At 27.8% G+C, this 24,327-nt stretch carries 24 protein-coding genes, 1 tRNA gene and 1 pseudogene; 17 read left to right on the top strand and 9 right to left on the bottom strand.

Going from position 1 to position 24,327, the window contains the following annotated elements; translation table 11 throughout:
* The first annotated feature begins 1,264 nt into the window (after window positions 1–1,264).
* The 3 genes from ACJDTP_RS15935 (at window position 1,265) to ACJDTP_RS15925 (ending at window position 4,175) form a co-directional block, all read left to right on the top strand.
* A complete protein-coding gene (locus ACJDTP_RS15935) occupies window positions 1,265–2,299 on the top strand; it encodes a helix-turn-helix domain-containing protein (protein ID WP_406761796.1) in 1,035 nt (344 codons plus the stop codon).
* A gap of 309 nt (window positions 2,300–2,608) precedes the next feature.
* Entirely contained in the window at window positions 2,609–3,556 is a 948-nt protein-coding gene (locus ACJDTP_RS15930; protein ID WP_406761795.1) for a helix-turn-helix transcriptional regulator, read from the top strand.
* Window positions 3,557–3,602: 46 nt separating this feature from the next.
* Complete coding sequence (locus ACJDTP_RS15925) at window positions 3,603–4,175, top strand: type 1 glutamine amidotransferase family protein (protein ID WP_406761794.1); 573 nt, start codon at window positions 3,603–3,605, stop codon at window positions 4,173–4,175.
* A gap of 173 nt (window positions 4,176–4,348) precedes the next feature.
* Here ACJDTP_RS15925 and ACJDTP_RS15920 read toward each other — a convergent pair whose 3' ends face one another.
* Window positions 4,349–4,525 carry a hypothetical protein gene (locus tag ACJDTP_RS15920; RefSeq protein ID WP_173715060.1) on the bottom strand — a complete coding sequence of 59 codons (177 nt, stop codon included), beginning with the start codon at window positions 4,523–4,525 and terminating at the stop codon, window positions 4,349–4,351.
* A gap of 56 nt (window positions 4,526–4,581) precedes the next feature.
* Window positions 4,582–4,755 (bottom strand): hypothetical protein, encoded by a 174-nt coding sequence (locus tag ACJDTP_RS15915; protein WP_017212202.1) that lies wholly within the window; start codon window positions 4,753–4,755, stop codon window positions 4,582–4,584.
* A gap of 162 nt (window positions 4,756–4,917) precedes the next feature.
* Here ACJDTP_RS15915 and ACJDTP_RS15910 point away from each other — a divergent pair, with 162 nt between their 5' ends.
* The 3 genes from ACJDTP_RS15910 (at window position 4,918) to ACJDTP_RS15900 (ending at window position 7,426) form a co-directional block, all read left to right on the top strand.
* Window positions 4,918–5,082 (top strand): hypothetical protein, encoded by a 165-nt coding sequence (locus tag ACJDTP_RS15910; RefSeq protein WP_171773372.1) that lies wholly within the window; start codon window positions 4,918–4,920, stop codon window positions 5,080–5,082.
* A gap of 124 nt (window positions 5,083–5,206) precedes the next feature.
* Window positions 5,207–5,593 (top strand): hypothetical protein, encoded by a 387-nt coding sequence (locus ACJDTP_RS15905; protein ID WP_406761793.1) that lies wholly within the window; start codon window positions 5,207–5,209, stop codon window positions 5,591–5,593.
* A 1,656-nt stretch (window positions 5,594–7,249) separates the two neighbouring features.
* The gene (locus ACJDTP_RS15900) at window positions 7,250–7,426 is read left to right on the top strand and encodes a hypothetical protein (RefSeq protein WP_406761792.1); all 177 of its coding nucleotides are present in this window, start codon (window positions 7,250–7,252) and stop codon (window positions 7,424–7,426) included.
* Between the two features lie 244 nt (window positions 7,427–7,670).
* Here ACJDTP_RS15900 and ACJDTP_RS15895 read toward each other — a convergent pair whose 3' ends face one another.
* The 4 genes from ACJDTP_RS15895 to ACJDTP_RS15880 form a co-directional block, all read right to left on the bottom strand.
* A complete protein-coding gene (locus ACJDTP_RS15895) occupies window positions 7,671–9,203 on the bottom strand; it encodes a leucine-rich repeat domain-containing protein (protein ID WP_406761791.1) in 1,533 nt (510 codons plus the stop codon).
* A gap of 284 nt (window positions 9,204–9,487) precedes the next feature.
* The gene (locus tag ACJDTP_RS15890; protein WP_406761790.1) at window positions 9,488–9,871 is read right to left on the bottom strand and encodes a DUF4362 domain-containing protein; all 384 of its coding nucleotides are present in this window, start codon (window positions 9,869–9,871) and stop codon (window positions 9,488–9,490) included.
* A 165-nt stretch (window positions 9,872–10,036) separates the two neighbouring features.
* The gene (locus ACJDTP_RS15885; RefSeq protein ID WP_077869671.1) at window positions 10,037–10,237 is read right to left on the bottom strand and encodes a YvrJ family protein; all 201 of its coding nucleotides are present in this window, start codon (window positions 10,235–10,237) and stop codon (window positions 10,037–10,039) included.
* Between the two features lie 97 nt (window positions 10,238–10,334).
* Window positions 10,335–10,865: a hypothetical protein gene (locus ACJDTP_RS15880; RefSeq protein WP_406761789.1), complete on the bottom strand. Its 531-nt coding sequence runs from the start codon at window positions 10,863–10,865 to the stop codon at window positions 10,335–10,337.
* A 319-nt stretch (window positions 10,866–11,184) separates the two neighbouring features.
* On the opposite strand from ACJDTP_RS15880, the gene ACJDTP_RS15875 reads away from it, so the two are divergent.
* Window positions 11,185–11,427 carry a hypothetical protein gene (locus ACJDTP_RS15875; RefSeq protein WP_406761788.1) on the top strand — a complete coding sequence of 81 codons (243 nt, stop codon included), beginning with the start codon at window positions 11,185–11,187 and terminating at the stop codon, window positions 11,425–11,427.
* Window positions 11,428–11,499: 72 nt separating this feature from the next.
* Here the strand turns inward: ACJDTP_RS15875 and ACJDTP_RS15870 are convergent, their stop codons facing one another.
* The gene (locus ACJDTP_RS15870) at window positions 11,500–12,072 is read right to left on the bottom strand and encodes a sigma-70 family RNA polymerase sigma factor (protein WP_406761787.1); all 573 of its coding nucleotides are present in this window, start codon (window positions 12,070–12,072) and stop codon (window positions 11,500–11,502) included.
* A 266-nt stretch (window positions 12,073–12,338) separates the two neighbouring features.
* On the opposite strand from ACJDTP_RS15870, the gene ACJDTP_RS15865 reads away from it, so the two are divergent.
* The 9 genes and pseudogenes from ACJDTP_RS15865 (at window position 12,339) to ACJDTP_RS15825 (ending at window position 22,383) form a co-directional block, all read left to right on the top strand.
* Complete coding sequence (locus ACJDTP_RS15865) at window positions 12,339–13,235, top strand: N-acetylmuramoyl-L-alanine amidase (RefSeq protein ID WP_406761786.1); 897 nt, start codon at window positions 12,339–12,341, stop codon at window positions 13,233–13,235.
* 532 nt (window positions 13,236–13,767) lie between these two features.
* The gene (locus ACJDTP_RS15860; RefSeq protein WP_406761785.1) at window positions 13,768–14,517 is read left to right on the top strand and encodes a hypothetical protein; all 750 of its coding nucleotides are present in this window, start codon (window positions 13,768–13,770) and stop codon (window positions 14,515–14,517) included.
* A gap of 15 nt (window positions 14,518–14,532) precedes the next feature.
* The gene (locus tag ACJDTP_RS15855) at window positions 14,533–16,239 is read left to right on the top strand and encodes a B12-binding domain-containing radical SAM protein (RefSeq protein WP_406761784.1); all 1,707 of its coding nucleotides are present in this window, start codon (window positions 14,533–14,535) and stop codon (window positions 16,237–16,239) included.
* Window positions 16,240–16,252: 13 nt separating this feature from the next.
* Window positions 16,253–17,128, top strand: a complete 876-nt coding sequence (locus ACJDTP_RS15850; protein WP_406761783.1) for a DMT family transporter — start codon at window positions 16,253–16,255, stop codon at window positions 17,126–17,128.
* A gap of 405 nt (window positions 17,129–17,533) precedes the next feature.
* Window positions 17,534–18,181: pseudogene (locus ACJDTP_RS15845) on the top strand (N-acetylmuramoyl-L-alanine amidase); the annotation flags it as partial.
* 176 nt (window positions 18,182–18,357) lie between these two features.
* Complete coding sequence (locus tag ACJDTP_RS15840) at window positions 18,358–19,074, top strand: DUF6710 family protein (protein ID WP_406761782.1); 717 nt, start codon at window positions 18,358–18,360, stop codon at window positions 19,072–19,074.
* 345 nt (window positions 19,075–19,419) lie between these two features.
* Window positions 19,420–21,105, top strand: coding sequence for a hypothetical protein (locus ACJDTP_RS15835; RefSeq protein WP_406761781.1), 1,686 nt, complete (start codon window positions 19,420–19,422; stop codon window positions 21,103–21,105).
* Between the two features lie 306 nt (window positions 21,106–21,411).
* Window positions 21,412–21,600 carry a hypothetical protein gene (locus ACJDTP_RS15830; RefSeq protein ID WP_406761780.1) on the top strand — a complete coding sequence of 63 codons (189 nt, stop codon included), beginning with the start codon at window positions 21,412–21,414 and terminating at the stop codon, window positions 21,598–21,600.
* 21 nt (window positions 21,601–21,621) lie between these two features.
* Complete coding sequence (locus ACJDTP_RS15825; protein WP_406761779.1) at window positions 21,622–22,383, top strand: hypothetical protein; 762 nt, start codon at window positions 21,622–21,624, stop codon at window positions 22,381–22,383.
* Between the two features lie 231 nt (window positions 22,384–22,614).
* Here ACJDTP_RS15825 and ACJDTP_RS15820 read toward each other — a convergent pair.
* Together ACJDTP_RS15820 and ACJDTP_RS15815 are read right to left on the bottom strand one after the other, a co-directional pair.
* Window positions 22,615–22,689, bottom strand: a tRNA-Glu gene (locus tag ACJDTP_RS15820).
* A gap of 563 nt (window positions 22,690–23,252) precedes the next feature.
* On the bottom strand, window positions 23,253–23,621 hold the full coding sequence (locus tag ACJDTP_RS15815; RefSeq protein WP_077839735.1) for a hypothetical protein: 369 nt from the start codon (window positions 23,619–23,621) through the stop codon (window positions 23,253–23,255).
* 359 nt (window positions 23,622–23,980) lie between these two features.
* Here ACJDTP_RS15815 and ACJDTP_RS15810 point away from each other — a divergent pair, with 359 nt between their 5' ends.
* Window positions 23,981–24,232 carry a phage holin family protein gene (locus tag ACJDTP_RS15810; protein WP_077844963.1) on the top strand — a complete coding sequence of 84 codons (252 nt, stop codon included), beginning with the start codon at window positions 23,981–23,983 and terminating at the stop codon, window positions 24,230–24,232.
* Window positions 24,233–24,327: the final 95 nt, after the last annotated feature.

Raw genomic sequence — 24,327 nt, 5'->3', positions numbered from 1 at the left:
TTCTGAATTTAATCAACTAATTAGTCTAAGTTTTTCACTTAGAAACAAGTCGCACTTCCGGCAAGCTCCAACTTCATATAAGTCAAGAATTTCTAAGCATTAGACTAGTCCTTTATTTGGGTACCCGGTGGGCGCAGAAGGCATGCACACTTCGCTAGAATAAGTCGTTGTCCCGTAAATGTCCAAGCTAAAATATTAAAGGTCATGAATTTTTATGGCCTTTTGTGTTTATAAAGATATTGAAAATTAGGGTTTATTCTTTAATTTCAGCTGGAACACTTCGGGAAACGTTATTTAGCGAAATGTACATGCCTTCTTTGTTGTATTAGGGTTTCTTGATGTAAATCATGGAGAAGGTGTTACGATGGTTTGTGGTGTATTGTGCTAATTGAGATAATATTGCATGCGCAGATAGAGTTTTTTTGTAAAACGTGAGAATGGGAAGAGAAAGATAATGTTTTTATTTTCTTATGACGATTATTTAGATTTACTTCTGAATTTTAACTCCAGAAAGAGTCAATACTTAATACCAAAGAGCTTTGCTCCACTGAAATTACATTGACACTTTCTTCAGCAGTTAATTTAGATGCAGTGATAGGATTAAAGGCTGCGCCTCAAATCCTATGAACTATAGAAAGCATATGGAATATGAATTATTCTAAAGATTGTGGAGAAGTCCCATTGATTTATTACATAATTTAAGGAAAAGTAATGCATGTGCATAAGAAAGGGGCGCCTTGGACTTGCCCTCACAAGATAGAGAGAAGATTTATTGGAAGGTGAGGGCAGGTCCACAATGTACATGCTTACCTGCTAGTATTTTTTAGTAATGGCGCTATTTCCGCTACAGAAATCCAATCACAAAAAATAATAGAAATAAATATAAGAGGTAATTATTTTTAATGATTCGGTTTCTTTCGCTTCAATAACACTCATTACTCAAAAAGGACAGGCGGAAAAGCAAGTACATTGACGGCGCCCTATGAAATAAAAGTACTATGAATGCTGAAGTTGTATTATATCAAATGAAGTATTTACTACTAGCAATTGATATAACATGTTTAGGGTCAATATTTCTAAGTGGAAATACTGAATTACAAGTAATGTTATTGATATTTTATCAGAAAGAAAATTAACCAATAGTTAATTTTTATGAATAAAAAATGAAAATGCTTCAATTGTTTACATTAAGCAGTTTTGATATTATTTAATTAACGAAGGCCGAAGTTAATCAAATGTATAGATAAGTGAAGGAGTTTATTTTATGAGAATAGGTGAAGTTATTAGAAAATGTAGAAAAAAAGAAAATCTTACTCAAGAGCAAGTTGCTAAGTATTTAAATATTAGTGCACCAGCAGTGAACAAGTGGGAAAATGGAATATCATATCCAGATATAACGCTTCTATCACCTCTTGCACGTGTGCTAAAGATTGATGTTAATACTTTATTAGCATTTAATGAGGAGTTAACAGATACAGAAGTAAATAAACTTGGAAGAGAAGTTAGTGAAATGGTATCAAAAGATGGATACCAAAAGGCTTTTGAAAGAGGTAGTGATTTAATTAAGCAATATTCAAGTTGTGATGAGTTAATATTAAGAATAGCATCACTATTAAGATTATTTTTAGTTAACTCGCAAGTAGAGGAAAAATATAAATATGAAGAAAAAATTATTGCTTGGGTTGAACTTGTAGCAGCAAGCAGCAATGAAAAAACTGCGTCCATGGCCAAAATATTATTATCCGGAATATACAGAGAGAAAAAAGAGTATGAAAAAGCTCAAAGTATACTAGATAAAATTCCAGAGTTTGAGATAGACATAGAGAAAAAAATTCAACAGGCATTACTATTTGAAAGCAGCGAAAAAATTGAGGAAGCTTACTGCGTGTGTGAAGACATACTATATAAAGACGCTCTAGAAACAACAGCAGCATTATTTTTAATAAAAAGGATGTTATTAAAAGAAAATAAATTTGATGAAGCAGAAGAGTGTACAGAGCGTGCTAAAAAGCTCGTTGAAGCGTTTGATTTAGGGGCGTACCAAAAGTATGATTTAGATTTGTATCTAGCTAAGGAAAAACACGATAAAGAAAAAGCTATAGAGTTAATTATAAATATGGTAAATGAAGCAGACAGTATGGATCATATAAAGTCAAAATTATACAGGCATAGAAAATGGAAAACACTTAATAGTTTGGGCAAAGATAAATATGAAAGCTTAGCCAAAATGAGAATAAAAAAAGACAAAAGCCTTGATTTTGTAAAAGATGATCCGAGAATAAAATTTCTACTTGAATAATACTGAAATTGGTTAAATAAGTTAATCATAAAGATACCATCCATACATAAAAATAAATAATAAATTGTAAAATTGCATTATTCAAGAGATTGAATCTGTAATTTTTTATACGTTATACTACAGGAAGATTGTAGATAATATAAATAACATTTTGTTATATTACTGTCACAAATCTTAATTATTATATAAATATTAAAGTAGTTAATAATGTGATATTTATAGTATATGTTATAATTAATTCGGAATAGTAAATAAGATGAAGGAAGACTATTTTATATTGTTACTTAGAAATGGAGAAAGCGTGTTATCATGAAAATTGATAGATTACTAGGAATTTTAAATGTCCTTGCCAATACAGATAGAACTACAATACAAGAATTAGCAGAAAGGTTTGAAGTCTCCAAACGCACAATTTTTCGAGATTTAGATACTTTGAACAAGTCGGGAGTTCCTATTGTTTCATATTCAGGAATTGGTGGCGGAGTATCAGTCATTGAGGGGTATAAAATCAAAAGTAATATTCTTTCTAAGAACGATATAAAAAATGATTTTACTGCGCTTAATGGACTAATGAGCATTGATGAAAGCGCTGATTTAACAAATCTAATAGCGAAACTAATTCCAGAAGAAACAAGTATGGTATTTTCAGAAAGTGATTATGTAATTGATTTATCCTCATGGTTCCAAGACAGTATTACACAAGAAAAGGTATCTATTTTGCATAAAGCAATTCTAAATAAAAATTGTATTTATTTAGAATATATTTCTAAAAGTTCGCATTCATCAAGAATAATTCAACCTCATAAACTTGTTTTTAAGCAATCATACTGGTATTTATACGCTTTTTGTGAGGATAAGCAGGAGTTCCGTTTGTTTAAAATCAACCGAATTGTTGATCTTAAAATTATGGATGAAAGTTTCAATTGTAAGGCAGTTGAAAAAATAGATTTTAGAAAAGATTTTGGGACTGGCTTGTTTTCTTCCCAAGACCCAACAGCATTGTTTGAAATCATATTAGAATATGATATTAATAATGAATTCTTTTTAACAGATAAGATAGATGCTAAATTTTTTAATAAGATTAGTAATTCAGAAGATAAAGGGCAGATTATATTTTCTGTTTCAGACTTAGAGTGGGCTGTTAATTTAGTTTTCAACCTGCAAGACAAAGTTAAAGTTATAGCACCTATTGAACTAAAAGAAGCAATGAAAACCAGAATAAAAAGAATAAATGAACTCTATAAAGATGACATATAGGTGTCATCTTTTTCATTGTAAAATACTTAAGAAAGGAAGTGTTACAATGAAAAAAGAAATACTTGTGTTTATTTTTGATGGATATGCAGATTGGGAAAGTTCTTATATTTGTTCAGAACTCAATGGAGCAGAAACAGATTATATTGTAAAAACTTTAAGTCTGGACAAAGATCCTAAAATCTCTATGGGAGGTTTTAGAATCATTCCTGATTATTCTGTAAGTGATTACCCAAAAAACTTCGAGATGTTGATTTTAATTGGTGGTTATGCTTGGATGGAACAGAAAAACAATGATGTTCAACCTGTGGTTGAGTATGCAGTTAATCATCATATTCCAGTAGCAGCAATCTGCAATGCCGCTAATTTTATGGCGGAGAATGGCTATTTGGATAATATCAAACATTCAGGCAACACTTTAGAATATATGAAGTCACAAGCCCCACACTACAAAGGTGACAAGAATTTTATTGAAAAACAAGCAGTTTGTGATTCAGGTATCATAACTGCAAATGGTACAGCTACTTTAGAGTTTGCTAAGGAAATTATGTTGTATTTGAATGTTAAGCCTACAGAAAAAATTAATGAATGGTATAAATTTAACAAGATAGGTTTCTATTAGCATTAGAGCAATGTAGTTCATTTTAATGAGGAATAAATAATATTTTGCCATATTGCTGTCACAAATCTTAAGTATTATATAAATATAAAGTAGTTAAATATTATTTACCCCTTATTAAATAAGTATTAACCAGTATTCAGAATGGTCTATTACACCCTAGTAGATCATTCTTTTTATTTTATTTCAAGTTCTAGTTGCATTGGTCTTGTATCAAGGTAATGTTCATATTCTATTTTATAGTATATGATTAATTTTCTTCTGCCCTCATATGGTAGTGTATTTACCAATGAATCAAATTGGGCTTTTGATACAAAGCCTTTTTCTTTTATAAGCCATGTTGTAAATGTCATTAGATTTAATCCTTTCATATAGATATTTTTAATGAGGGATAGAGATGCGTATTTCTCTAATCCCATTCAGTCTGTAGATAATTTATAAAGTATTGATATTTTTCGTGATAATATAAATCAGTTCTTTTAGATTCTTCTTTTGATAAGATAGAAAGCCAATCTTTATAGTGTCCGTAAGAATTAAAAGCTTCTTTAGTAGTGAGCCATTTTGTAAATGTGAAATTTCTCATATTTTTCTCAAATCCTCTCTTAACCTTATATTATAATTATTGCCAAAGATGCGAACAAATATTCGCAGGTACTTGTACTTATTTGTATATTTTTTTAACCATTTGAGTATAAGAAATTTGATTGTTGGCTAGAATATTTTACAGATAAGGAGTGGAATAATAATGGAAAATAGAAATAAAATAAAAAAAGAAAAACCACCAACAAAGCAGCTTCATGTGGAATGTGAAATTAAGTTATATGAAGACTTTGAGGCGTATTGTCATAGGAATGGAAAAGACGTTAGTAAGGCAATAAGAGGGTATATGAAATTATGTATTGGAGAATAAATTATAAATAATTAAAGTACCTAAAAGGTGCTTTTTTGTACATAAATAATGTCTAAAATTTTTGCAAGTGGGAATAATAAAAATATGGGAGGAGAGCAAATAAAAAGAAAAGGTGGCCATAAAAGTGGAAAAGAGAAAATACGAATCAAAAACATTAATAGCGGAGTACAGATATTTAAGCGAAAATAAAGAATTTAGATTTTCTGAAACAGCTTATAGACTAAAAGATGGCTCAATAATTATTGAGTATGAAGGCGCACCCTTAAGTCGTTATGGATTGAAATTAAGTTATAACAAGAATATAGGAAGAAAAGGAATATTCAGTGTTACCAGTGATGATTATGAATTTTGGAAGTCATTTAGAGGCAGAATTGATGATAACAGTTTTGTAGATTATGAAGCTGAAAGAAATGAAGATATAGAAAAAGTCAGGGAAACATATTATAAACAAGTAAATGCAGAACATGAAAATATATTAGAAAGTTTATCATGCGAGGAGCTGCCATACTAAATACATAAGGGGAGAAATCCCCTATAAAGTGAAACTTTTCAGTTATAGTTTTACTATAACTGAATTTAGTTGAACTTATCTAGGCTCGTGACGTTCTAGCACTCACATATAACAATATGTGAGTGCTAGAACGACTAGAGATCAGATAAATAAAGCGATAATAAGGACAAGCACTTAGCACAAGGAACCCAAGTGAAAAATAATAATATAAGCTATATTCTTAAGGGTCCAACCAATAAATTAAAAATAGCATGTCCAATCAAGCGCCACAATATCACATAGATTTTTCATATCAACTTCACATATTTATTTAAAATATAGGTCAAGATCAAAAGCGAAGCGTGTCTTGAGCTACATTTTAAATAAATGTACCATCTTATATGAAAAAAACTATATAAGAGGTATGGTCTAGAGTTTCTCAATGGGGGCGGTCTTGGACTGGCTTTTTTAATACCTCTACATAATTAAAAGTAGATAATAGCTCTGAAAATCGTATCATTAAAAATAATGTCCCTGTGATACAATTTGTTATTTTTAGTGATTGGATTTTTAGAGCGAGAAACCATATAATCAAACATTTTAGTAATGAACTTAAGCCTGTACAAGATAGACATGCCGTCACATTACTAATACTTTCTTATATAATTGTGACGGCATGTCTAAGCCCCCAAAATTCTTGTCAGCTTGTCTGGCCAACTAAACATTATCTTTATATTTTCCATACCAGAAACAATAATTTATAATGAACTTAAAAAGAATCATAAACAAAAGTTTTAGTCAGAGGGATGGATCAGTATCTTTATACATATTTTAAAGAAAGAATTTAACTGCATAGTTACCTAATTATAATTTATTCATGAAAATCCATCCTGAAGTGCCCCACCGGGAACCCAAACAATGGATTAGTCTAATGCTTACAGATTCTTACTTTGTAAAAGGCTCCGAGTGAGGAGGAGACTTTTACAATGTTAGAAGCCTGTAGCTGTATGACCTGTCCATTTTTGGGTGGTGGATTGCGGCACCCAAGGAGCTCTTAAGAAAATAAACTTGTCCTTTAGAAAATGCGTATATAGGTATACCAATAATAGCTATAACATAAGAACATAGATAAAATATAATTAATTATAAACTATTTATTAGTATATAAAGATAATTTAAATTGAGTACGTAGAAATAAAACTAAACTAATAGAGTGGCGCCGCCACAAGGAGCACGTAGTGCTGCAATATATTTATTCCTTGCTGCCGCAGGCTACAACAATTAATGAGAAGTTCAAGATATATAGAGTTTATAACTGCCCAGAATATACTATCGTGACATATAGGTTCTAAAAGTAATAAAATATGAAAATAGCTTGAACTTCTCTTCTTTAGGAGCAAAGCGACGTTATTGGATTACAAAAGATAGACTGATTGAAGCTATGGCTAAATTTAAAATTGTCTAATAACTGTAATAGATTTATTCTGTCCATCTTAACTCCTTGTATTATTTTAATTTGTTACATAATAATATTGATACAAGAATATGAAAAACTTGTAAATTAATACAGTTGTAATATAATAATAATTATATAAAGTGATATTGAATAGTTAAAAACTATAGGCTTATAAAAGATTATATTAAAAGTATACAATTTATGTAGTTAGGAGAAAACTTGTGCAAGTTAATTATATGGCTCTAATTATGAATTGGATCAATTTTGGGTTAATAATTTTAATAATAATAGGAATATACAAAGGGGTAAAAGCATTTAAAAGTTTTATAAAAAAGAATAAACAAATGAATGAAAAATTAGATACAATTTTAGATAAACTAGAAGAAAACAAGAAATGAATTTAAGGCGGTTTTTCAAAATATTTTTTGATAGTAGATTATTGTGCATTACATTATTTATAAAATACATGTTCATATATCAACAATTAAATCTAACGGAATATAAATAGAATTTAGGGCAATAAACGTTGAAGATTTAATATTTATTGTGTTTATAAATACATAAGTAAAAAGGCATTAGGAATATATCCAATGCCTTTTAGATTATATATTTTACTTTTGCTGATTATTAGTTCTATTAGTATTAGGTAGTAAAACTAATATTACACTCAGGCAAAGCATCTTTTAAAGCTTTTTTATCTGCATCACTTATTGGATTATTAGACAAATCAATATCTTGTGAATTTATTAGGCTTTTTAATGCATTTATATCATATATATAATTATTATGTAAATCAAGTTTTGTTAAATTAGTTAATTCATTTAATGGATTTATATTACGTAGTTGATTAATATCTAAAGAAAGTTCTCGTAATTGAGTTAATTTACTTAATGAACTTATATCACTTATTTGATTAACACATAAATCAAGTCCTTGTAAATTAGTTAATCTGCTTAATGGACTTATATCACTTAATTCATTATATCCTAAATCAATATATTGTAAATTAGTCAGGGTACTTAACGCACTTATATTACCAATGTTATTATATCTAAGACTAAGCACTTGAAGATTAGTTAACCCCTTTAAAACACTTATGTCTTTAATGTGATTACTGTTCATAATAAGAATTTGTAAATTAGTTAGTTCTTTTAATGGGCTTAAATCACTTATTTCAGAGAGAGTTAACCCAATATATTTTAATTTAGTTAATCCTTTTAAGGGACTAAGATTTTTTATTTTAGAATGTGGTATTTCAAAATATTCTAAATTTACCAAATTTTCAATTCCTACAAGGTTAGTTACTTCATTCAAGTCATTTGGAATTGATAATGCAGTAATATCTTTAACATCACTTTTGTACAATGTTCCAGTAGGTTTATTTATTATATTTCTTACTGCTTGTTCTAAATGTTCATCTGCAAATCTAAATATTTCTGAATTTCCATTTGTACCATTAGAATTAGGAATCCATGCTCCATTTGGATCTATGTAATACACATCAACCCATGTATCAGCAGCCATTTTACCATCATTATAGAAGTAGTACCAAGTTCCCCTTATTTTATGCCAGCCTTTTTTCATAGCTCCAGTAGCGCCACTATCAGAGCTAGTATTAAAGTAATACCAATAACCATCAATCTTTTGCCAGCCAGTTTTCATAACTCCAATATTACTTGTATCACTTTCATCCAAATAGTAAACATCTCCACCAGAGTCTATAAACCCTGTTGCCATTGGTCCATGGTCATAAAAATAATACCAGTTTCCATTATCGTTGAGCCAACCTGTCTGCATAAAGCCTTTTTCTTGCAGACCTTTAGCTTGTTTATTCAAATAATACCAATCTCCATCGATTTTCCTCCATCCAGTAACTAAATTACCCTGAACAGAATCTAGATAATACCATGAAAATTTATCGGAATTTATCAACTCTTTTTGCGCATAACCATCATAGAATTTTATCCAACCTTTTTGCATATAACCATTAGGCATAAAAAAGTACCATTTTCCATCAATTACCTTCCAACCTTGTGCAAATGAATTACCCACTGTATATCGCCAGCCTATAGAATCTTTTTTCCATGCTGCACTTGTGCCAATTGGATTTAATGTAAATATTGAAGCTGTTATAAGTGCAATAGCTATTGCTTTAGTTAATTTTAATTTATTCATTGTAGTTACCCCTTTTTATCATTTGTGATTTCATTCCCATTGTATCATGTTGCCCATATAAATTATTTATGTAATTAATGGCTATATTTTTAATATTTAGCTGACTATAATAAATTCAAAAATAATCTGCACAAATTTCTATTAGAACGAACTAAAGGCAACCAATCAAGGTTACCTTTGTTATTTCACCATTATTCTTAAAAATAACTCTAATAGTAAAATCAATATTTTATTTGAGAAAAGTATTGAAAATTATGTAATGTTATTTATATAGTGAAACTAATTCAGATTTGTAAAGAAGAGTGAACTATTATTTCACCTTTTTTATTTTTATATGAAAGCATTGTTGTTAAGAATCTATTATCTTGATAGAGATTATAATCAATTCGTGATTCTTTTCTTTCTTTTGTAAATCTATTTCCTATATAGGTTATTATATTCTCAATGCTGGTTTTACTGGCGTCAAGTACATATTTAATCTTTTTGCCATCATAGGTTATCATTTTAATTAGGGGTTCACCTTCAATGGTAAAGACTAACACATTAATACTATCGGGGTTACCTAACAAAACATTGTTAAAAAAAATAGATACAGGTTCCTCATAATCAATAAATCCAACAGAATCTATTAATGAACTTATAGAGTATTTAAACGAAGATTCTGGCATAATAACTCCTTTTAATTTTGATAATAGTTAATATATACTACTAATTCTTAATTTGTGTATCATTTTATAATTTAAATTGAAATTAAACTACTTAGTTTCGGTGTTCTAATACAAATAAATTTAAAGGCGATAAACACTAATAATCAATGTTTATCGTCTTTTTGCTCATGCCACTTTATGAGAATCATCAGTAGAACTCTCTGTATCAATAGCAACACCAAGTTTAGCTGATATTATGGTATTTAACTTATTAATTGAACTTGCTAAGCTAACAATTTGCTTCTCTAAGCGTATTAGCAAATATGCAGACACTGCCACGGGAAAGCCATTATTAACAATAAGATCCATTAATTGATTTACTTCCATAAACTCATCACCTCCTATAAAAGATATATGAAATAAAATATATTAGTTCATATATAGGTAATAAATAATTATTTGAAATTAAAATAGATAAACTAAATTATTGAGTGCCAGCTTCATTTACAATATGGTTATGATAATAATTTATAGCAATATCAACTATGGTACTGACACATACATTAATATCTGGATGGATGCTCTTTAATTCATTTATTTTTCTTATAGTAGAACTTCTAAGGGTGTAGCTTCTTTTAATATTTGGAGTTTCACCATCAATGGCAGGTGCAGCACCATTAGGTAGTGGAGTTCTTCTATTATCAAAGATGTATTTCGTAGAATTTAAAGTGTTTTTCATTTCTGTGGAGTTAGTTATTTCATTTTGAACGTTGCTACCAGTATCTGAAGCAGTATTAACTTGAGCATTAGATCCATGAGATTCTTGAATAGCACTGCCACTATTAGAACTACATTTAGAATTAGTTTGAATAGTATCAGTATTAAAATCATCATCAAAAGAGAATGAAGAAATGCAGTCACCAGCTATAGGAGCTTCGCTAGTAAATCCATATACTTCACCTTCATCATATTCAAAATCATTTTTAGGAACCTTTGATGTTTTTCTTCTAGCCATAAATTATATACCCTCCTTAGCAGTATTTTTATGTATCCTTATAAAAGATATATGGTTATTTATTAGAGATTCTAAAATTCTAAAGAATTTAGGAATATATATTTTTTAGAATTTTAGAATACAAGAACTTAAGAATAATGGAATTTAAGAATATTAGAACTTAAGAATATAAGAATTTGCTTGTAAAATGCGGGTTAGGAGAGTAGAAATACAAATTTAATCATGATTTTAATGTTATGTTACGGTATAAAACATATATCAATAATAGCAGCTATTAAATTTTAAAGCTGTAGATAAATTATTGGAGTGTGTTGTAAAAATGATTAGAGATGAGATTAAACTTAATTCGGAAGAAGGAGAGGTTTTTGATAAAAAGCAAATAGCTTTAGCAATTAGAAATTCTACCTTTCAGGATGATTTAAAATGTTCTTTGTTAGAGGAAGGGATATTAGATAAATGCCAAGGATGTAGCTTGAAATATATTTGTGATGGAATAGATAAAGTTGCTGATAGTTATATAGAGAAAGCTACAGAGGTTGTTAACAATTTTAGTTTTGAATAGGTAAATGAAATATTTGTATTATATAAAGATAACAGCTCCAAGGATTAACCTTAGAGCTGTTATCTTTTATGCCTAATAATACAATGAAATATTACTAAGAATTTTCATTAATATGTTTTTCTTTCTTTGAATAGCAGTAGAGTAGCACATATTTTTAAAATAAGCATATTCCTTTACAGTGTAATTTTTGTAGAATACAAAATCTATAAGTTCAAGTTCCTCTTCATTTAAATTCTTAAGGGCTAATTTTAAATCCTCATAGTCACACATTTCACATAATGAAGTTTCAGTTGAGATTTCAAGTTCTGGAAAATCATTTTCAACAGCATCATGTAATCCTAATGCATCACTCCCCTCAGTAGATCTTCTGGTTTTAGTTCTTTTTATTAGATCATTCATATTATTTTTAATAGCATTAGTAGCATAGGCAACAAATCTATGCTTTTTTAAATTGTACCTTGAAACAGATTTGAAAAGTGAATGATAGCATTCTTGGATAATATCATATGGGGTATATCCATCAATGAAAGTTCTTTTAGAGATATTATAAATTAAAGGCTTAAACTCATAAGCTAATTTTTCTTTTGCTTCTTCATCATTGTTCTTACATCTCGTAACTAAAGTTTCAACATAATCAAAATCCATATAAACCTCCATCTTCAATATAAGAGTTATGAATTAAAGTAATTATTTTGCATATATTGTGTCTAATGTTAAATTTATCTCTACATATAGTATATATGGCTAGATTACATATAACTTATATAGGAGTATAAAAATAATTAGATTTATGTTGTCACTTAGTTTTTTAATATTGAAGTTCTTGGTTACAGCATATATATGCTCTTTTTAAAGGCGTATAACTCATATTAAAAAGTAAAAAATTAGAGATTATAGAGGAGATGTGGAAAATGATTAATTTTATAATAGCAGTAGGTCATACCGCTAGTGGTAATGTTGGATGTGGAGTTATTGATAAGTTAGATGAGAGCAATTGTACAAGAGAAATTGGAGCTTTAGTTGCAGAGTATTTGCAGCAGAAAGGTTATGGAGTCGACTTACTTAGAATTGATAAGAACAATAGCTATAACTGTGAAGATTGTTATGAAAGAGCAAATCAAGCTAGTGAAATAGCAAAGACAAAAGATATAAAACTTTATGTTGAAATTCATATTAATGCAGGAGGAGGTAGTGGCCCTGAAGTATTAGTATTTGGGAAATCAGAAGTTGCTAATCAATATGCTACGAGAGTATGCAATGAATTATCAAGCACTTTGAATTTACCTAATAGAGGAGTAAAAACAAGAAACTTAATTGTTCTTAATAAAACTGTTATGCCCGCAATTTTAGTTGAATGTTTATTTGCCGATGGTGATGATGCAGATAAATATGATCCTGAAGTTATTGCGAGAGCTATTGTTAATGGATTAGTTGGCGCTGATAATTCTAGTGATGGTGAGTTGAAGGCAGGATGGAACAAAAATGATGTAGGATGGTGGTATTGCACGGATATAGAAAATAAATACTATTATACTTCTCAAAATGGCTGGCAAGAGATTGAGGGAGAGTGGTATATCTTTGATGATAGGGGATATGCTTTGCAGAATTGCTGGTATCATGATGAAAAGAATAATGATTGGTATTACTTAGATGAGAATTGCAAGATGGTTAGGGGAAGTAAAGAAACACCTTTGTGGAAGTGGATTAATGGGAAATGTTATGCTTTTGGAGAGAATGGTAAGATGTATTGTGATTGTGTTACTCCAGATGGTTATTGTGTTTATAAGCAGGGAATGCTCAAAGAATGATTTCAGAATTGGATAATGAAATGTTTGAGGTGAATGGAGCAGTTATCTATATCAAGCAGATACTCGCCAATACTTATGAAGTGTTGGCGTTTTCTTTTTTTGTTTTAGGGGAATAGACATAATGGGATGACAATTGTAACGACATTTATTACCAGGAATGAGGAACTATATGTTATGTCATCGTTACTCAGAAACATCAGCTGTACGGAAATTAAAAGATATGGGTTTATCAAGATATTTTGTGATTGCTAATAGTTAATATCAATTATTTATTTAAACTACTTAGTTTAAAGTATTGAAATTATAATTGTATATGCATTTCCGTATAATTTACATATAGTCCGATACTAATACAATCCATATTTTTACTAAAAAGTTACTTCAAGTAAGGATATTACAGCATAAATTAGAGAGGTAGATTAGATAATGTTTACATTGTAAAAAAATGATTAAATATGCACTATATGTGTATATTTACGCAATGAATATAAAATGATACAATATTAAATATGGTAGGAGGAGGATTTAAAGTATGTTAATGGATTATTTTGTATTTAATGTAAATATAACAAATGAGAACGATATAAATGACTTGCTTAAAAAGATGAGCGTATTAAAGAATACCGAACCATTTGTAGATGAAGTAGTAGTGAATGTAAAGTGTAATAAAATCTTATACGGTAAGTTAATAGATGAATTAAAAAAGTGTTATTTTGGAACAAATGTATTGCTAGCACAAGTTAATATATATATAGATAACATTCAGGATATTAAGTTGCTACCTAATGAAGTAGATAAATTTTTAGTTCCAATATTGTGTTTTGACTCAACAAGTAATGGAATAATAAATACTATGAAAAATTTAATACATACATGTAAAGAAAAGTATTTTGCACCGATTGTATCAATAAATATAGATAATAGTAATGAATATATAAATTCTATATTAACTTATAACATGATAAAAGCTTATTTTTATGATGAAGAGATAAAGATATTGCATAATTTTAAAGATAAAGATGCGAAGTTGATAAAAGAAATTTTAAAAGATACTAGCTACATTGAGGATACATTAAACTTTTTAGGATACAGTGACAATAGTGTTCTAAGAGTAATTAAAAAATGCTTAAGGGAGATGGAAATAGGAATAGAGCAGGTGTATGAAGATACTGATAGACAAATAATTAATACAATTGATAATAAGGAAATAGACCTGGAAATTATACATAATAATCGCAAAGATTTAGTGAGAAGTTCCATGGATGATTATTTTAAAATATAATATGTGAGGTGTTTTATGGATATAATAATAGCACAATTTCCAAATAAAACTATTGAAATAGCACCATTAGGTTCTAGTATATTGATTGGAAGCTTAAGGCAAAGAGGTTATAGTGCAAAACAATATGATTTAAACATTGTTTTAAAAGATGAATTGCTGAAATCAGTAAACTTATATAATTTATATAATAAATTTTTGCCTGAATTACTAAAGCATGATTTTACAAATTCAAATTATAATGTTCTAAAATCATTTTATAGGATACTGGATAGTATTGAAAAAAAGCATTCTATTGAAAGAATAGAATTCGTAAAAGAATTATTACAAAGAAGAAAATATATAGAAGTATTTCAGGACGAGACTAATACTAAGATATTTGAAAGTATGTTGAACATATTAACTATCAGTAATAAATTTTTTGAAATAATAATATTGAACGATGTAATTGAGAAGGATTTTAAAGATATATTTGTGTATAGAGTTGTAGATAAATATCTTCAGGAATTTTGTGATATAAATCCCAAGATCATAGGATTTTCTACAGTGCAAATGCAACGAAAATTTACATTGTGGGCAGCTAAAAGATTAAAAGTTAAATTTAATTTTAAGGGAAATGTTATGATTGGAGGATCAGATGTAACTTATTATAAAGAAAAATACTTAAAATATTTTGATTATGTGGACTTTGCTATTTATCAAGAAGGAGAATTAGCAATAGAAAAATTAATTGACTATATTGATAATACATGTAAGTTAGAAGATGTTCCTAATCTTATATATAGAAAGGGGCATGAAATTGTATGTAACAAAAGTATTACTCCACATGATTTCGATAAAATCATTCCAGATTTTGATGATTTAGATTTGGATAAGTATATTACTAATGCATTACCAATGCAAGTTTCCAGAGGATGTAGTTGGGGAAAATGCACCTATTGTAAACATTTCAGAACCTATGGGGAAAAATATTATTTTGGTGATATAAATAATATAGTAGATATAATAGAAGTACTTGTAAAAAAATATAGCACAAACCTATTTCACTTTGTAGATGATGATTTTCCTAAACCGTTAAAAAATAAATTTTGTGATGAAATAATTGATAGAAAATTAGATATAAGATGGCTTACTTATAGTAGACTGGATAAAGGAATTTGTAAGGAAGATTTAGAGAAATGGTTTAAGGCAGGTTTAAGAGTAATTGAATGGGGGTTAGAGAGTGCCTCGCAAAAAGTACTTAACTCTGTTAATAAAGGAATTAACATTGAAAACATCAAAAGATTATTATTTGAAGCTAATAATATAGGATTTTTAAATAAGTTATTTATGTTTCATAACTTACCCGAAGAAGACTACGATGATTTATATGAGTCAATCTTATTTCTAAAAAAATTTGTTAGACATAAAATTGTTAGACCATTTTGGGAAATATCTACTCCTTTAGAGTTGCTAGAAGGAACGCCTTTATATGAAGAGTCATTAGTTAATAGTGTATTTAAAAAAGTCTATCTATCAAGAGGAGAACTTTTGTCAAAGGCTAGCTATATTCATAAGAAAGATTATAGAATAAAAAAAGATATTTTTAATAAGGAATTTGATGGCGTAGAAGAATTTTATAAAAAACAAGGTGTATTAAATGTTAATGATGAAGCAATAATGTTTGATGTAATAATAGATGAACTTTCAAACAAACATAAATTATATGCAAAAGTAAGGCTTTAAGATAGGTGATAGTATGGGTAAATTATTTGCGATACTAGCGGCAATATGCAATTCAGTCATAGGAGTATTTAGCAATCAGCTATATGCATTAGGAATGAGTAGTATTAGCATTGCTTTCTTCAGATGCTCAATAGCGTTAGCGATAATAGCTATATTAGGGATTAACAGAAATTTTAGAAATAAACTCTTTAACGTTAATATGAAGCAATTGCTTCAATATGCATTACTTGCATTCTTAGGAATATTCATAATGTATTCATTTGAAATATTGTCTATCAAATTTATTCCTGTTGCATTAGTATCATTTTTATTATATTCCTCAGGAATTATTACAATAATTCTAAGTTGCATATTTTTAAAAGAAAAATTAAACTTGAAAAAATTTTTATCAATTATCTTTGTTTTCTTAGGAATATTCATTATGTTTATTTCTAATCTTACAGAGAAAGGAAATTCTGTTGGAATATTAATGGCACTTTTAGCAGGAACAGGATATTCATTATTTTTATTTCTTATGAAAAAATTTAATTTAGAATCAAGTATGAAAACACTATTCTACTTATTTTTATTTGGATCTATATATTTATCTATACCATTATTGATATATGATAAAGACAGTATTAATATAAGTATAAATTGCATGCCATATCTAATTGCATTATCTATAATTCCAACAATTGGAGGGTTTTATTGCACTAATAAGGCTTTAAGTTTAATAGATGCAGGAAAAGTTCAACTATTTGAAATGACCGAACCATTTTTTGCATCAGTATTGGGCTATAGTATTCTTGGACAAGTTATAACTATATATGATTTAATTGCTGGAATATTAATAATGTTAGGATTACTAATAATAGATATCGACAAGATAAAGGTTTTAATAAAGTAGAATTTAGATATTTTATGTTTGTAAAATAATTAAGAGTATAAGTTCTAAAAATAGAAACCTAATAAGTGAAATTTGTATTTTTTACAGATTTATAAAAATGAAAAAATATAAATAGTACATGTAAAATATACTTAATGGATTAGATTCAAAATTAAATATATATTTTAATGATGTAATGAAGAAAATGGATACTTAAAGAAATATAAAGGCTTTAAGTATCCATTTTTTATTTTAAATGAGGAATTAAAAATGAAGAGGTTATATAAGCTTGAACGATTAGAAGAACTGAAATCAAAATACTCAAAGAAACAGAAGTAATAATAACTCTACTAGACGAAAACTATGGAACAGATAGATCTGTAGATAAAGACCTTTGAGGTTACATTATAATTGAAGAATTAAACTGTTGAGATTCATATTAATGAAGGAGGAGGTAGTGGCCCTGAAGTATTAGTATTTGGAAAATCAGAAGCAGCTAATCAATATGCTGCTAAAGTATGCAATGAATTATCAAGTACTCTTAATTTACCTAATAGAGGAGTGAAAATAAGAAACTTAATTGTTCTTAATGAAACTATTATGCCCGCAAATTTAGTTGAATGTTTATTTGCTGATAGTGATGATGCTGATGTTTACAATGCAGAAGTAATTGCTAGAGCTATAGTTAATGGATTGGTCGGAGCAGATGGTTCTAGTAATGGAGAATGGAAACTTGGGTGGAATTGTAATGATGTTGGTTGGTGGTATTGCACTGATATAAAAAATAGATATTATTATACTTCTCAAAACGGCTGGCAAGAAATAGAGGGAGAGTGGTATATATTTGATGATAGGGGATATGCTTTGCAGAATTGTTGGTATCATGATGAAAACAAGAACGTCTGGTATTACTTAGATGAAAATTGCAAGATGGTTAGGGGAAGTAAAGAAAAGCCTTTGTGGAAGTGTATTGATGGTGAATTCTACGCTTTTGGAGAGGATGGGAATATGTATTTTGATTGTGTTATACCTGATGGGTGGAAGGTTAATGCCGATGGTGCTTGGATAAATTAGTTATTTAGATTTAGAGGCTGATAGACATAGTGATTTTTATGTTTGTCAGCTCTTTTTAGTTTAGTTCTGGTAAAATGTTAGCTTATTAAGCGATAAAAAAGGTTAGTTTATTGTAATAATTATATGTAGCATCAAAGTATTATAGTAATGGATTTAATAAAAAGGAGCTAATAATGATGTTTAAAAATTTGGTTTTTAAAAGTAAAATAGTTACAGAGATAGAAAGAGGATCTAAAGACGTACCAAAATTATCATCAAAAGATAACTTTGATAATATCATTAATTTTGCAAAAGAAATATTAGAGTCTAACGTCAGTAAAGATGCAAAACAACATCCGATATTTGATGTAATAAGGATTTTGGGCAGAGGATTGCAAACTGATTATATGAAATACTTATTATATATAGATGGAGATGAGGATAATAGTGTTCCTAATTTAAGCTGGAGTAGTGTAGGTTTTGAGGAAATGGCTTGTATATCTAATAACCAAGGCAAATATCTTAATATACATGATTTAAAAAAAGAGGTAAAATGCAAAAAGAAAATAAATCTAAGTACTGATTTAATACTACCATGGCCATGGCATAAGGATAGGCTAATTAGAGCACTTATAGATATAGGTGAAGGTCGAAAGAAAAAGAAATGGAAACAAGATTTTAATAATCACTTTGTTGAAGTATGGCTTCCAATGGGAATAGCTTGGATCAATGGAGGAAATCACTCTATTACTATGGGGATAGTACAAGGTGGCGAATTGGATCCAGAATATTATTATTATATCAGTGAGGTATATAAATATGTATACTGTGATGGAGAAAATTTTATTATGACTGAAGACAATAAAGTTTTAGCCAAAGTTACTAATGTTGAGTTTGCTGCTATTTTGAAATAGGAAGGCTGCTAGTAGAAAAAGGATTGTCTTTTATTGATTAGGATGTAAAGATTATATGCATTCTCTTACTTAGAAAGCTAAGGCTTAATGAAATGAATTATTTGCTATCATATGTAATTTGTTAATTTATAGAGATTAATAGAAAAACACTGGATAAATATAGGTAAAATTATAAATTTTTGTAGTATAATAAGGATAGATTATTTAAATTAGATAATTTATACTTATTATTTCTTTAAGTGAAAAATAAACTATGGATTTGAGGTTCACATAATGTCTATAATGGGTAGTTTGAAATTTAAATTTATCATATATAAGTAATAATGTAGAAAATGGGGTGAAATTATGGAGATAGATAGACAAACTGAATATGAAATAAGAAAGTATATATCAGGTTTAGTTGATAATACAATAGATAAAGAGATTAAAAAAATATTAAGAGAAGATTTTAAGGAGTTTAATAAGTATGAATTATTATGTTATAGTTTGATATCAATAGAAAATGAATTTAAACTAGATACATTTAGAGAAGGTAGCATGCATCAAAATGCATCAAATTTGAGAATAATATTAGAATGGTTTATAAAAGTCATATTAAAATGTTATAAGATAAGGAAAAAAGGATTTACTTATACTGAAGATAAATATAATAAGTTTCAGGAATGTATAACTAAGATGCTTTTTATATATGGAAATTATGCTACTAATGAGAGATTCAAGCAAATGCGTGGAATAAATAAAATTAATATAGAAATTAATGATGAAGGAGAATACTATTTTAAAGATTCAATAATAGAAGATGATGTGGATTCTCGTGATAATTATTTCTATGGAGGATATACAAGTAATGAAGAGTTTGAGAAAGAAAAAAAGGCAAAGGGAGCAGCAACAATAAAAATTTTTCAAAAATATTTTGTGGGAGAATCAAAAATAAGTACTGTGGATTTTTTTTCATTCAATGAAATTGATCATGAAATATATTCTTTATGTAAAGAGAATATCTGTGTGGATATAGATAAATTTGGTTGTGGATTTAATAGTGCTATATTTAAAGATAAAGAGACTATAATAAATATTTTGGGTGCATTTATGTATATGGCACATGTAATTGTAATAAGAAATGATTTTAAAAGTTCTATACCAGGAAAAATTATTTTATTTGAAAAACCTGTAGTAACTTCAAAAAGTAAATTGATTAATCAGTTGAAAAAGTTTTTTACTATATCTGATGACGAGATAAATAAGATTATTGATTATTTTTCACTTAATAATGATTCAAGATTAGGCATAAATGAATATCCATTGATAAATATAGACGATTATATTTTATGGATTCCATCATCAATTATGTTTAATGATTTTCAATTTTCTATAGTTAATGGACATTATGGTAAGAATATTAAAATTATTAATCACAAAGAGACTGTTGCCCAATCAGTAGTGGATAAAATAGTTTTAGCATGTAAAAAATATGATAATATTATTATTTCAAGCGATAAACCATATGCTGACGAGCAGAGTAAATTTAATGGTGAGGTACTAAGAGGCGAGATTGATGTAGCATTATATGATACTATTTCCAATTCTTTGCTAATTATAGAATGCAAATGGGAAGATAAACTCTTTGTACGGGGGGACCAATATAAGATAATATGTGATGAAGTAAATAAAATTTATAAAAAACAACTTGAAAAGGATAAGTATTTTTTAAGTTTGAATATAAGTAATCTTGATTTCATATTTAGTAATGATGAGAGGGTAAAGAATAGACCATATTATCCTAGCAATATACAATATATTATGATAGATAAGAGAATTCAATTACATAGTAATGGTAAACATTCATTATCAGAGTTTAATTTCCTAAAAATTATAAAGGATAATTCTGTAAATAATACTTTGAGATTAGATATCATTATTCCATATATAAATTCATTAGAAACGAAAGTGACATATAATACTGGGAATACTAGATCTACAATAGATTATGAAGGGAAAAAAATTAAAAATTCTATATTTACATTAATATGATATAAATTTTCTAATATATTCTCAATTTAATGAGTATATAATAAAAAGGAGCAATTATTAGAATGCTCCTTTTTAAATATCCAAATTTTTTTAGAACTATACAACAGTTTATAGATAAATATTTAGCTATATGAAAGCAAACAATTAAAGTATATTAATGATTTAGGAACTGAAGTACAAGAACTTATAAATAATTTTGCTGAAGGTGATCTAGATTCAAAGGTTGTAGATCATTGGATCGGTAAATATGAAGAAAACATTGAAGAACATATAAAGGCTTTTGATTTAAATCATTTAAAGGTGTATATGAATGATGATGCCTTTCAAAAAATAAATTTAGGTATGTTAATATTAAAACAGTGCGAAAATATAGTTGAAGATTATTATATTATAGGACATGAAAATATAGATAATGAGCCTTATTACGTATCAAAAGAAGTTAATAAACTAGAATTAGAAGAAATGATTAACAAAGTGGAGTGCATTTGTTTATAAAATCATGAGTATGATACTAAAGTGCAGAAACCAGTTTTTGTTAACTCATATAATAAACCTAAATTTATAATTTTTGATAGCTATCAGGATTGTTATGAGTGGGTAAGTCAAGAGGTAGTAGATGAAGATTATTATATTGGAAATTTATATGATAAATTTATGAATAATTTTTTTACTGTACTCTTTTTTGTCAATAGAAAGAAATCAGATACTATTTATGTTTTTCCGACTACGAAAATATTAGCAGAAAGAATAATACCTAACTTATTATCAGAAGACGAGATTATATATTCTTGTGATGATGCTTTTCTTAAAATATTTTCATGCTTTAAAGATAATATTAAAAGAATGGAAATTTTACAATGGATATTAGCATTTTTTACAAATAGTAAAGGAAATTACGATGTCAAAAATGATTCTGCATCACAAATGAGCTTTGATTTTATAAGAACTATTCTTAATACAAGTTTGGATATTACTAGAAAAGATGATTATAAATATAAATTTGCATTACCTACAAATAATAAATACTTAGTATTTTTCTTTAATGAGGCGATTGCCAACTGCTGGGGAAATAAGCACCATAAGGTAAATTGTGATAATAATTCTCTTGAAGTAGTTGGGATTGATAATGTATATTGGGACAGTATTAAAGAAATGATTATTAGGAGTAACATTACTATATTGGTGTGTATAAATGTTATTAACAATAATAGTGGAGATGAATATAAAACATTTAACGCAAAGATAATAGGTGTTATGATTAGTAATTTTAAAGGATAGTTTTCTTTCGAATAACTTATTTTAACTTCTCATTATTTATATAATTAGAAGTTAAACATCTATAGAAATATAGGTGTTTTTTAATTTTAGCTAGAATAAAATTGCGAAACAGGACCTAAAAACACAAATTTAAAATATGAATTTATCAATAAAAAACTATGGTGTAAAAATGGTGTAAAATAATAAAAACATCAAGATTTTAAATACTTAAAACCTTGATGTTTTCTAACTTGGTGACCCATAGGAGAATCGAACTCCTGATTTCACCGTGAGAGGGTGGCGTCTTAACCGCTTGACCAATGGGCCTCACAACAAATATTATTCTACACCCATTTATTTATTATGTCAATAACTTTTTTGAATATATCCGTAAAAAAGGAAAGAGTTAGAGAAGAGTGCTTAAAATGTAAAAATGATTTGTTACATTTTATACAAATCATAATTTTCTAAATATTTAAAAAACATACTTGTTTTTCGGTGAAAATCTGTTAAACTATTATATAGTTAGTAATTTAAATAGAGGTGTATATTGTAAAATATACTCATCGCTCCTCTTGTATGATTTATTGATCATACGGAATTACGACTCCTTTTTAATATTTTGTGGGATATCCATTGAGATTTTATTGTTTATGAACAGTTTAATTTTGATGGGTATTATTTTTTATGATAAATTACTATACTTTATAATAAATTTATATTTAAAGCTTAAGTAAACCAAATGCTTAATTAATGCTAGAATGCAGAAAATCAATTGAAAGTTATGTTAACTAATAATTTTAAAAGCAAAAAGAGGATTGTCAAAATAAAATTTGATAATCCTCTTTTTTAATTTATACTACAAGTTTAAGTTATATTACTTGAAACTATTATTTTGAAAGCCACTCTAATACAGCGGGATTTGCGCATGCTGAAGTTTCAGCATCAATCTTTGTTACAAAGATAATATCTCCTCCATTAGCAACAGCGCTTACTTCATCAAATATTTCTTTTGCAGATAATGTATCTGTTTTTACAAAGAATCCTTCAGGCATAAATTGAGCCCATGAACCTAAAGATTTAATTTTTCCTGGTATATTAGTACCACTGTGTACATGTTCATGAGAATGATCTTCTCCGCATCCACAGCCATCACCATGTTCATGAGAATGATCTTCTCCACATCCACAATCATCACCGTGTTCGTGATGATGGCCATGAGTATCGCTTAAAAAATATGTAATCATATATGCTGACATTATTATATCAATCCCTTCTAGCTTTTTTTTATTTATATTAGGTTAACAAGTTATATTTAAATTATACAGTAATATTGATAGTTGTAAATTATTTCTTTGAAAATGTTAAATGTGGTTAGTATTTCATTAAGTGGAATACTGAACTTTTATTTAAATATAATTATTAGTGGGGTACTTGCAAAAAACAGATATTAATTCTATTTTTATGGCAATTAGAGAAGTGAAAATTTCATGCGAATTTTATTAATATAGAAACAAAACTTAACATAACGCATATAACATAATAAAGCAGAATATTATATCATATTTAAAATTATTTTAAGTTAGAGAAATCTTTTAGTTAAAGGAGGGACAAGTATATGGATTTTGCACAGTATATAACACAAAATGCTCTGATTTTGATTCCTGCTCTATATATTGTTGGCATGGTAATAAAAAATACAGAAAAAATTAACGATAAATATATTCCCCTGATATTATTATTTTTGGGAATATTAGGGGCTGTTGGAATCATGGGCCCTAGCGTAGAATCAGTAATTCAAGGCATACTGGTAACAGGAGCTACAGTCTATACTAATCAACTAATAAAACAAAGCTGTAAGAAAGAATGAGGATTTTAATTTACCAGTAAAGATTTAACGACTACAATTTTATGGTTACCTTATTATATTAAAATTATTTTGAGGTTTATTGCTGACAAGTAAAC

The sequence above is a fragment of the Candidatus Clostridium helianthi genome (assembly GCF_045310795.1).
GTDB lineage: Bacteria > Bacillota > Clostridia > Clostridiales > Clostridiaceae > Clostridium > Clostridium helianthi.
Note: the sequence above shows the minus strand (reverse complement) of the source record. Positions and strands in the feature narration are given on the sequence as shown.